Source organism: Actinospica acidithermotolerans (assembly GCF_018139625.1).
GTDB classification, from domain to species: Bacteria; Actinomycetota; Actinomycetes; order Streptomycetales; family Catenulisporaceae; genus Actinospica; species Actinospica acidithermotolerans.
In genome coordinates this window covers 18,420-28,317 of sequence record NZ_JAGSOH010000095.1, presented here as the reverse complement: position 1 = coordinate 28,317, position 9,898 = coordinate 18,420, and the positions used below count along the sequence as shown (strand labels likewise).

Below are 9,898 nucleotides of genomic sequence, written 5' to 3'. Positions count from 1 at the left end.
GGGCCAAGCCGAGCGCGAGGGGGGCGCCGGGGCGTTGTGAGCGGGCCCCGTGACCGGGGGCTGAACCGGTTCGCCGAGCGACTCGGGGAGGCGGCGGGTGGCCGCGGTCAGGCCGAGCCCCTCTGCAAGTACCTCGCCGCGCGCGTCCGTGCGCAGCGTCCAGCGCGAACCGGATATCTCGCCGAGCACGATCACCCGCAGGTTCGGGTTGTCCGCGATCAGCGTGCGCAGTCTCGCCGCCTCGGCCGGACCGGGGTCGGCGCAAACCAGGAAGGTCCACAGTGGCAGGCCCGGTGAGCCGTCGAGCCGGTCGCCGAGTAGCTCGAGCAGGTCGGGCAGGTCGAGCGCCGGAGAATCGGGCGCCGGGTGCACGGCGGTGAGCACCCGGTGGTGTGGGATGGCGGTTAGCCGGGCGGCGAAAGTGCGCACCAGGCGTCCGGCGGCCGACCGGTCCCCGGACACGGCGATGACGCCGGGTGCCGCCGCCAGGTCGATCAGCAATGCCGCCCCGTCGTCGGAGCCGAGAGCGACGTAGGTGTGCGTTGGTGAGTCGAGCCGCGGTGGCCGGTGTGCGTCGAGTTCGTCCCGGTCCACCGTCCATCCGTTCTCGGTCGGGCGCCACGGTGCCGGCAGTTGCGGCGGCTCCGCGCCGACGAGGTGTGCGGTGATCGTCCTGGCGGCGATGTGCAGGGCATAGGGCCTGGCTCCGGCGGCGGAGCAGGCGTCCACCGCGGATTCGGCGACCGTCCAGGTAGCCGGGTCGGTGAGCGGCCGGTCCTGCCGTGTCGCACCGAACTGGCGCCGGCGCCGGCTCGGGTTCGGGCCCGCGCCGGCGACCACCGGGATCGGCGTGGTGGTCGCCACGGTCAACGCCGCCGCCAGGGCGCTGCCCGAGGGGCGCCCGCGCAGACCGATCACGATCAGCACCGCTCCGGCCAGCAGCAGCACTCCCGCGCCGCAGAACAGGGCGAGTCTGACCACACCAGAGCCGCCCGAGCCGGCCGCCAGGGCGGGGCTCGCGTGGCTCGCGGCGGCAAGCGCGGCCACGGCGGGGACTGTTCGGTTCATGTCGGTGATCGCTCCCGGGATCGGCCCGTCAGACCTCGCCCGGGCCGGGCAGGTCGGCGGGAAGCAGGTTGGCCAGTTCGGCGGTGGACGGGTCTGCGATGGTGGCGACTCGCTGAGCGTGCCGCTCGGTCATCCGCTGGAAGACCTGCCGGGCGGTGCGACCGTTGCCGAAGCCCTCGCCCCGGCTGAGGTGCTCGAAGAAGGCGAGCAGCGCCTTGCCAGTGGGACCGGGGATCTCGTACTGGTGGTGTCGCGCGATCTGCTCGACGATCGAGACCAGCTCCGGCGAGGAGTAGTCGTCGAAGTACAGCGTGCGGGAAAACCGGGAGGCCAGGCCCGGGTTGGAGTCGAGGAAGCGGCGCATCTCGTCCGGATAGCCGGCCACGATCACCACGATCTCGTCGCGGTGGTCCTCCATGAGCTTGACCAGGGTGGCGATCGCCTCGTGGCCGAAGTCGTTGCCGGTGTGCGCGGGCACCAGCGAGTAGGCCTCGTCGATGAACAACACTCCGCCCAGGGCCCGGCGGAACACGGCGGTGGTTCGCGGCGCGGTGTGGCCGATGTACTCGCCGACCAGGTCGCCCCGGTCGGTTTCGACAAGGTGGCCGCTCTCCAGGATGCCCAGGGCAGCGAGGATCTTGCCATAGAGCCGGGCCACGGTGGTCTTGCCGGTCCCCGGATTGCCGGCGAAGACCAGATGCCGGCTGAGCGGCGGCGGGGCGAGTCCGGCCTCCAGCCGTCGGCGCACCATCCGCATCAGGCCCACCATCGTGCTCACGTCCTGCTTCGCTCGGGCCAGGCCGACCAGGGCCTCGACTTCGGCGAGCAGGTCGGGCAGCGCCTCGGCGGGCGCGGCGGCCGTCTCGTCCCGCGCTGCGGCCGTCTGCGCGCCGGTCGGCACCGGCATACGCGGCCGGGCAGGCAAGGTGGCCGCGATCACGTCGGCCGAGTGGCACTGCTCCATCACCGGCCGGGCTCCGTCGGCGAGCGAGAGGTCTTCGGTAGTGTCGTGCACGAGTAGCCCGCGCAGGGTGGGAGCGGCCTCGGTGCCGACGTGCACGGCCGGGAACGCGGTGCGCGAGATATCACAGGATTCGTAGACGCCACGGCCGTCCGCGTTGATGTAAAGGCCGTTCTTGCCGGCCTCGGCGACCGTCAGGGTACGCACTCGCGGGTCGGCGCCCGTCCACACCACCAGAGCGCTGCCCTCGACCCGCTCGATCCGGCAGTCGGTGAGGTGGGCGGTGCTGCGCTCGTCCATGAAGACGCCGGCCGAGCCGGTCCGGGAGACGGCGCAGCCGCGCAGCGTGGGGCCGGCGTCCACGCCGATCTCGATCCCCGTCCTTCGGATGTCGGCCACCGTACAGTCCTCCACCACCGGGTGGTGTCGGGTGCTGAGCACGATGCCGTTGCCGCAGCCGCTGACCGAGCAGTCGCGCAATGCGGCGTCGCCGGCACCGTCGACCCAGATTCCGTTCCGGCCGCAACTGTCCACCGCACCGCCCACCAGAGTCAGCACCGCATGCCCCTCGACCAGGGCGCCGTGCTCGGGAGTCCGGGCGATCCGCAGGCCCGTCGCACGCGCGGTGGCCCGCCCGGTCAGCCTCAGGGCGGTAGCCGTGGTGTCCGTGCAGACGCAGTCGGTCAACTCCAGCGCGGCGTCTTCGCCGGCGACCAAACCGCCGGCGCCGCTGTGCTGCACGGTCAGCCGTTCGGCACACAGCCGTGCCCGGCCGCGAACCAGAACGCCGAACGCGGTTCCGGTCCTCGGCGCGGAACTCTCGGCGGCCTGTTCCGCGGTTCGGGCGGCGGCGCGACCGGGCTGAGCAGCGCCGTGCTCGGCGGCGAGCGCGGACGCGGCCCCGACCACCTTCGTGTCCTCGACCTCCACCAGGGCTGATCCGCCGACCAGGACCCCCGTGTGGCTGGGCCGGGTGATCTCGGAACGGACGAGACGGACATGCCCGGCCGCCGCCACCACTCCGTCGCCGGCGCAGTCGGAGATCCTGCAGTCGACCAAGGTGACCCCGCTCACCGCGCCCTCCCGCGACCGCCGGCCATCGCCGAACGGCGAACTGCTATCCACCCGCACGCCTTCGGCCGCGGCGCCGCGGATGTGGCACTCGCGCAACAGCACCCCGGCGTGCTCCTCCACGAGCAGGCCGGCCCCACGGGTGTCGGCGACTTCGCAGTGCTCGAGCACCGCGCGCGCCTGACCGCACACGCGGAGCCCGGCCCCGGCCGCCCGAGTGATCGCGCTGCCCAGGATGCGAGGCTCAGCCGAGTCGGTTGCGGTAATCGCGTTGCCCGACACGTCGGCCACCGTGCAGTCCTCCAGCCGCGGCCGGCTCGAGTCGAGCGCGAACATGCCCGTCCGGGCGGCCCGGCCGATCCGGCAGCGGCGCAGCACAGGGGCCGCGTTCCCGCCGCTCTGCACCCAGCCACCCAGGAACTCGCAGTCCTCGAAGAGCGGAGCACCGGCCTCGATCAACACGGCTGCGCCCGCCTCGGCGGCGGTCTCGAAAACGATCCCCCGGGCGCTCACCCCGGCCGTGAGGGTCAGCGCCGCGCCTCGTCCGGCCACGATCCGGACCGTGCCGATCCCATCCCGGGCGGCCAGCACAATCGGGCGCTCGAGCACGAGTTCCTCGCGATAGACCCCTGGCGGCAGTTCGACCGGGGTGTCGGCCGCGGCCGCGTCGACCAGCAGCCGCAGCGAAGCGGCCGCAGTCGGCGGACCAGGACTCTGCTGAACGGTCACGCGTACACCCCGAGTTCGGCGATCTGGCCGCCGCCGGCGATGCTGTTGCCGGTGAACTTCAATTCGATCCACTGCTCCGAGACTGATCCCAGGGTGATGGTCACCGAGTCCTTGTCGGCTGAATCGAAGCGGTAGGTCGTGGAGGGGACCAACTCGGTGACGTACTTCTGGCTGGCGTTGCAGACCCAGACCGACAGCGTCTGTGTGCGGTCGGGCCAGTTCTCGTTGGACGGCAGGCTCAACACGATCTTCGAGAATGTCACGTTGTGGTAGAAATCCAGGTCGAAGCTCTGTGTGTAAGCACCCGAACTCTCCCAGAAAGTGTCGGGATTGCCGTCGACTGCAGCCGCGGCCGGAGTTTCTGGAAGGCTGCTGTCCGCTTCCACCAGAGCTTGCGTGGCGAGATTGACCGGCGCCTGGTCAGACGCAGTCGTCGAGACCGCGGCCGCGCTCCGGGTTGTTGAGCCGCTGCCGGTCGCCGCCGGAGAGGTCCGCGGCATCGGCGAAGTCCATGGAGTCGCAGACGTCTGCTGCACCACTCCGGTGCCGGGGGACGGGGGCGTCGGCGTCTTGGAGGCGTCGGCCGCGCGGGTCGCGGTGGTTACGGCTGCAGCCGCGGCCGCGGCCGCGCGCGGCCGCTCGGTGCCGCCTGTGTCGGTCTGCAGGCCGACAACCAGCGTCGCCGCGCCCAAGACCAGCACCGCCGTGCCCACGCTGATCACGCCCGGCCGGAATCTGGAGATCCCCGCCGAGGTCCGCATGCTCTTGCGGAACGCGGACACAAAGGCATGCCGTCCGGCCATATCGGGTCAGCTCCTATTCCGAGCAGCGGCCGGCGCCGCGCCCGCCGTCGATTCGCCGTGGGTACGGGATCGCGGGCGCGATGGGTTCAACCCCCTTCGGATTCGACCTTCTTCGGCTGGCGAGCCGGGCGAGATACCGGATCACGACTCACGCCGGCGAACCGGAGAGCCTCGAGTGGCCAGGGCAGTCTTCGTCATCGCGCTCGGACTCGAATACGGCCCTCAGGCTGCGCAGGCCGTAGTGCAGCCGCGACTTGACCGTGCCGGGCGGGACACCGAGTGAGCGGGCGGCGCCAGCGACGGTCTGCCCGTGGTAGTAGACGGCGAAGAGCGCGGAGCGGTGCTCCGGAGTCAGCCGTGACAGTGCACTGACCACGTCGATCCGCTCCGCCGATGCGACCTGATGATCCGCCACTGTCAGGTGCTGGGCCCCCGAGTCGATCCCGGCCGGGTAAACCCCTGCCGGAATCGCGGACTTCAGACGCAGTCGATCGATCAGGATACGGCGTGCGACGGTGAACAGCCAGCCGCGAATGGTGCCGGAGGCCTCGTCTAGCGTCGCAATGTGCCCCCACGCTCGGAGCATCGTCTCCTGGACGATGTCCTCGGCGTCATGATGGCTTCCGCTCACACGCCGGATATAAGCCAGCAGTTCCCCGCCGTGCATCGCGTAGAGCTTCGCGAGAAACGCCTCGTCCGCAGGGTCCTCATGCTTCGCTTTCATCGGGCACCACGCTCACCTTCGTCTTCGGTGGTCTCTGCGGACCATCGTTGGCGGCGAACGGCGCGCAGACATCCGAAGAGATACCTATGTCTTGCGCGGAGGTGAGGCACGGGAGATACGACGCTCGGCCTCAGCGTTCCGTCCGCCGGACGAGACTTCGTGCTCCGGACGTGGCGTAGTAGCCTTCGCGGCGAAAGCGTTCCTCGGACCGAACGACCAGACCCGGACAGACCACCGCATCGCCGCGGATCGGAGAGCGCGTCCGCGTGTAAGGACCACGCTGCGGACAGCATCGATCAGGCACCGAGTCCAGCGGCAGGAACGGGAAGATCCTGAACCATGGACATAGTGGCAAACTCGGTGGTTATCCAATGCGTAGTTACAGTGCGCCCACCCGCGCGGCCGGTTCTGCGCGTGCTGATTCGGAGCCACGATGAGGTCAAGTGATCATGGCTGAGCCCGCGGTCCGCCTGGTGGGAAGAGACGAGCAGCTCGACGTGTTCGACGGCGTGCTCAGTCGGTTGCTTGATGGCGGTGGATACTCGGTCCTCATCCGGGGGGAGCCCGGGATCGGCAAGTCCGCGCTCTTGGAGGCCGGGCTCGACCGGCTCGCCGCGGCCACGGCGGGAGGTAACGCGGTCGCGATACGCAGCGGGTCATGTTCGGAGTTATCGCAGCACATCCCCTACGCCGTCTTGTTCGAGGCCATCGACGTCAACATGCGCTCCCCCGAACGAGGACCAGCCGACTCGACGCGGGAGCCCGCTCGATCCGGCGGCCGTGCAGAACTGATCAGCATGGCGGATCCGGTGGCGGCAGGCGCGGAACGGGTGCTCGGGCTGGTCGACGAACTGTGCACCAGGCTTCCGGTGGTGATCGCCGTCGATGACCTGCAGTGGATGGACGAACCGGGTATGCGCGTCTGGCAGCGGCTCTCACAGCTGACCGATCAGTTGCCGCTGGCGTTGATCGGCACCTGCCGTCTGGTTCCGCAGCGCCCGGAGATCGGACGGTTGGGGCGCCTGCTGCAGTCCGGCCCTCCGGATCGGCGAGGCGTCGTCATCGATCTCGACCGGCTGGGATCCGATGCGGCCGCCCGCATCGCCGCGCAGGAATTCGGAAGGGTACCGGGTCCGCGGCTCGCGGCTAAGATCGCGGAGGCGGGCGGAAATCCGCTCTACATCCGCGAACTGCTGGCGATATTGCACCGCTCCTCAGCCGTCCGGATACTCGGGGGCTTCGCCGAACTCCGGGAGGGCACGACCGGTTTTCACGGCCCGGCAGGTCCGAAGGGCTGCTCGACCAACGTCTTCACATATCCCGCCGACGTCAGCGCATCAGTGGTCGCGGGGGCGCACTCGCTCGCGGACGCGCTGGCCGACCGCATCGGCTCGCTCCCTTCCACGACCCGGCTGCTGCTCGAAAGCGCGGCCATACTCGGAGACGAATTCTCGGTATCCGATCTCGCGCACATCACGGGAAGGCCCGCCGGGGCGCTGCTCGAGCCCTTGGACCAGGCCCGGCTCGGCGGCGTCATCGAGCCTGTGGGAAGCAGATTCCGCTTCCGCCACGACCTGCTGAGGCAGGCCTTGTACAGCAGCCTGCCGACACCCATCCGGGCGGCGTTGCACCAGGACGCGGCGCTGGCCCTCGCGACGAAGGGAGCACCGATAGACCAGGTGACGGCCCAACTCCTGGCAGCGCTCCAGATCGATTCGAGTGCCTCCGGAATCGACACCGGCATTCTGGCGTGGCTGGCCAGGAACAGCGACGCGTTGGCGCGGCGCTCACCTCAGGTCGCCGCAACCCTCCTCGAACAGGCTTTGGCGGCCGCCACCGGGATCGAGATCGCCATCGCCGGCGGCGCCCTGGACTCCACCGTGATCGAATCACTGCAGGCCGGGCTCAGCTCTGCGGCGTTCCTGCTCGCGCGACACGACCAGACCGAACGTTTGGCCCGCGAGGTCCTGGCCCAGACGAAAGACCCCGAACTGGCCGCGCGCACCACCTGGCATCTCGCCTACACCTTGATGCGGACCGGCCGGCCCGACGAGGCGCGCGCGTGTGTACGCAAGGCACTGGCCGTGCCCGGCACCCCGCCGCACTGGACGGCACGTCTCACCGTGTTGAACGCGATGACCATCGTCACGAGCGGGCAGGTGCGCCCGTCACACGCAGTGAGCAGGCACGCGCTTCGCACTGCACGCACAGCCCAGGACCCGATGGCTCTGGCCTACGCATACCATGCCGAAGCCCTCTGCCACGAGGCCAGGCGTGATCTCGACGCCGCCATGAGAGCCCAGCGAGAAGGCCTCGACGCCGCGGGTAACGACCCCGACCTCACCGATATCAAATTACTGCTGATGTCGAACCTTGCATCGAGTATGCACGCCGACGATCATTTGGAGGAAGGTGCCAGGGTGCTGAGCGAGGCGCGGATGCTCGCCGAGACAATCGAGACGCCGCGCCGCGGCGCGCTGGCCATCCAGGCCGCAGAGCTGGCTTTCGAGCTCGGCCGCTGGGACGACGCCCTTGCGGAGATCGAGTCGATCTCCGATGTTCCGGATCTCACCCATGAGGCACGCAGACTCGGTCTCGAAGGCTTGATCGCAGCTCACCGAGACGATCAGGCCACTCTGGACACGCACCTCACGGCTCTCGCCGACGACCGAATACCGTCCGCCATGGCGCGTAACGGTGCGACGTGGCTGCTCCTCCTGCGCAGCCTCGCCGCCGAGCGTGCGGGGAACCCACCCGAAGCGATCGAGGCGCTCACGGACACGATGAACCTGGACAGCCAGGACTTCACGGTCCGCTTCACCTGGATGCCGCGGCTCGTTCGCCTCGGCCTCACGATCGGTCGGAGCGAGATCGCTCATCAGGCCGCCGCCGTCGCCGAGCACGAGGCGCGCATGCATCCGACGCCGCGCAAGCGCGTCTGGGCGAGCTGGTGCCATGGCCTGCTCGAATCGGACCTCGACCGCCTCCGCGAAGCGGCTGACTACATCCGCGCGTCCCAGCGGCCCCTGTACCTGGCCGACTGTCTCGAAGACGCAGCCGCCACAGCAGCGGCGACCGGCGACCTTACAGACGCGCGCTCGACACTCACCGAAGCGATATCCATTTACGCCGGCCTGCAGGCGACATTCGACATCCGGCGAGCCACCGCCCGTCTTCGCCCCTACAACGTCAGACTCGGAGTCCGCGGAAATCGGTCACGGCCGCAGACGGGGTGGGACGCGCTGACGGCCACGGAACTCAAGATCGCGACACTTGTCGCACGAGGCGAATCCAACTCGGAGATCGCGGCCGGGCTCTATCTCTCACGACGCACGGTCGAATGCCACGTCACCCACATCCTGCGCAAACTCGACGCCGACTGCCGCGGCCATGTCGTCCGACACATGCCCGCGGACCTGTGGAGAGAGGAAATAGCGCACGGGCAGGCTCCCTGAGCGAAGTCGCGGAATCCCGCCCAGGACGCGCGCGTGCGCCTGCTGCCGGACAAGGCCGGAGAATTCGATGGTCTCCGGGTCCGGCGCCACGAGGTGTAGGCGATGCGCGTAATGCGCGTAACAGTGACCGGATGGCAACCGGTCGACAGCATTCTGTGCAACCGGGCGGCAATGGTACTGCTCGGACGCATCGCAGGGGGCACGCATGGTGTCGGCACCAGACAGACCGGCCACGCTTCGCCGCACCCTGCGTGCCTCCGCCGATCGCGTCACGGCCCGCCTGCTTCGTGCGCCGATCGAACAGCGCGCCATGGTGGCTCGTGCGGTCGTCGATGCGCGTGCCGAGCCCGACGCGACCGCACTGATCGACTCGATTTGCACGGGGCCCGATGACGAACTGCTCGGCGCATTCGCGGTATTCGATATGCCATATCCGGAAAGCCTGTGGCGGCCCGACGACGCCGCGTCCGGAACCAGCGCCGTCGAAGCGCTACTGGAGCGCCTGCTGACCTCGTCGGAGGAGCGGTTCGAGGGATTGATCGCGCGGCTGTTCGATGCCGGGCTGACTGGCCCTGCGAAGCGGGCAGCCACGCATCTCGCCATGGCGAATCCCGAGCAGGCCATGAAGCTCGCCGCCGAGTTCGCTCGCGAGGGCCGACAACTCGCCTGCCAAGCTCTCCTTGGAGTCATCGCCCGCCGCGCGCAGCCGCGAACCATCGTCGCGCTGCTCAACAAGCTCGAACGCGCGGCGCGGCGCGAAATCGACGCGTACTTCTCCGACGCCCTGATTCGGCGTCCTGATCCAGACGCAGTGTTCGACGCGCTTCGACGCGACTGCGGCGGTGAAGTCGCCGAACGCTTTCTCGCCATGGTGGCGACCGAGGCGTCGGCCGCAACCTTGACCGCGCTTTACGAGGGCCTTTCTCGCGATCGGTGCGTGCAGTGACGCGGATCGGGTCGTCACGACGGCCGGGACACGCGCCGACCGCGGCGAACTGTGTGAGGAATTACACCGATCCGCACGGCATCGGCTTGCCTATCTCATCGCTGAAGTGCGCGCATGAGTTCGTCCACGGCCCTCGACGCC

The 9,898-nt window shown here is 69.5% G+C and carries 5 protein-coding genes and 1 pseudogene; 2 read left to right on the top strand and 4 right to left on the bottom strand.

The genetic code is table 11. The features are described from left to right. The 4 genes and pseudogenes from KDK95_RS25540 to KDK95_RS25525 form a co-directional block, all read right to left on the bottom strand. A pseudogene (locus tag KDK95_RS25540) lies at positions 1–1,068 on the bottom strand (hypothetical protein); the annotation flags it as partial. A 28-nt stretch (positions 1,069–1,096) separates the two neighbouring features. Continuing rightward, positions 1,097–3,829 (bottom strand): right-handed parallel beta-helix repeat-containing protein, encoded by a 2,733-nt coding sequence (locus tag KDK95_RS25535; protein ID WP_212520830.1) that lies wholly within the window; start codon positions 3,827–3,829, stop codon positions 1,097–1,099. Continuing rightward, on the bottom strand, positions 3,826–4,632 hold the full coding sequence (locus KDK95_RS25530; protein ID WP_212520829.1) for a discoidin domain-containing protein: 807 nt from the start codon (positions 4,630–4,632) through the stop codon (positions 3,826–3,828). The genes KDK95_RS25535 and KDK95_RS25530 overlap by 4 nt, the downstream gene beginning before the upstream one ends. A gap of 148 nt (positions 4,633–4,780) precedes the next feature. Continuing rightward, positions 4,781–5,356 (bottom strand): sigma-70 family RNA polymerase sigma factor, encoded by a 576-nt coding sequence (locus KDK95_RS25525; RefSeq protein WP_212520828.1) that lies wholly within the window; start codon positions 5,354–5,356, stop codon positions 4,781–4,783. 449 nt (positions 5,357–5,805) lie between these two features. Between KDK95_RS25525 and KDK95_RS25520 the strand changes: the two genes are divergently transcribed. Together KDK95_RS25520 and KDK95_RS25515 are read left to right on the top strand one after the other, a co-directional pair. Continuing rightward, positions 5,806–8,811, top strand: coding sequence for a helix-turn-helix transcriptional regulator (locus KDK95_RS25520; RefSeq protein ID WP_212520827.1), 3,006 nt, complete (start codon positions 5,806–5,808; stop codon positions 8,809–8,811). A 205-nt stretch (positions 8,812–9,016) separates the two neighbouring features. Further along, a complete protein-coding gene (locus tag KDK95_RS25515) occupies positions 9,017–9,757 on the top strand; it encodes a hypothetical protein (RefSeq protein ID WP_212520826.1) in 741 nt (246 codons plus the stop codon). Positions 9,758–9,898: the final 141 nt, after the last annotated feature.

Excerpts from the sequence above, each read along its gene's own strand:
- KDK95_RS25530 (WP_212520829.1), bottom strand. The coding sequence starts at position 4,632 with ATGGCCGGACGGCATGCCTTTGTGTCCGCGTTCCGCAAGAGCATGCGG.
- KDK95_RS25525 (WP_212520828.1), bottom strand. The coding sequence starts at position 5,356 with ATGAAAGCGAAGCATGAGGACCCTGCGGACGAGGCGTTTCTCGCGAAG.
- KDK95_RS25520 (WP_212520827.1), top strand. The coding sequence starts at position 5,806 with ATGGCTGAGCCCGCGGTCCGCCTGGTGGGAAGAGACGAGCAGCTCGAC.
- KDK95_RS25515 (WP_212520826.1), top strand. The coding sequence starts at position 9,017 with ATGGTGTCGGCACCAGACAGACCGGCCACGCTTCGCCGCACCCTGCGT.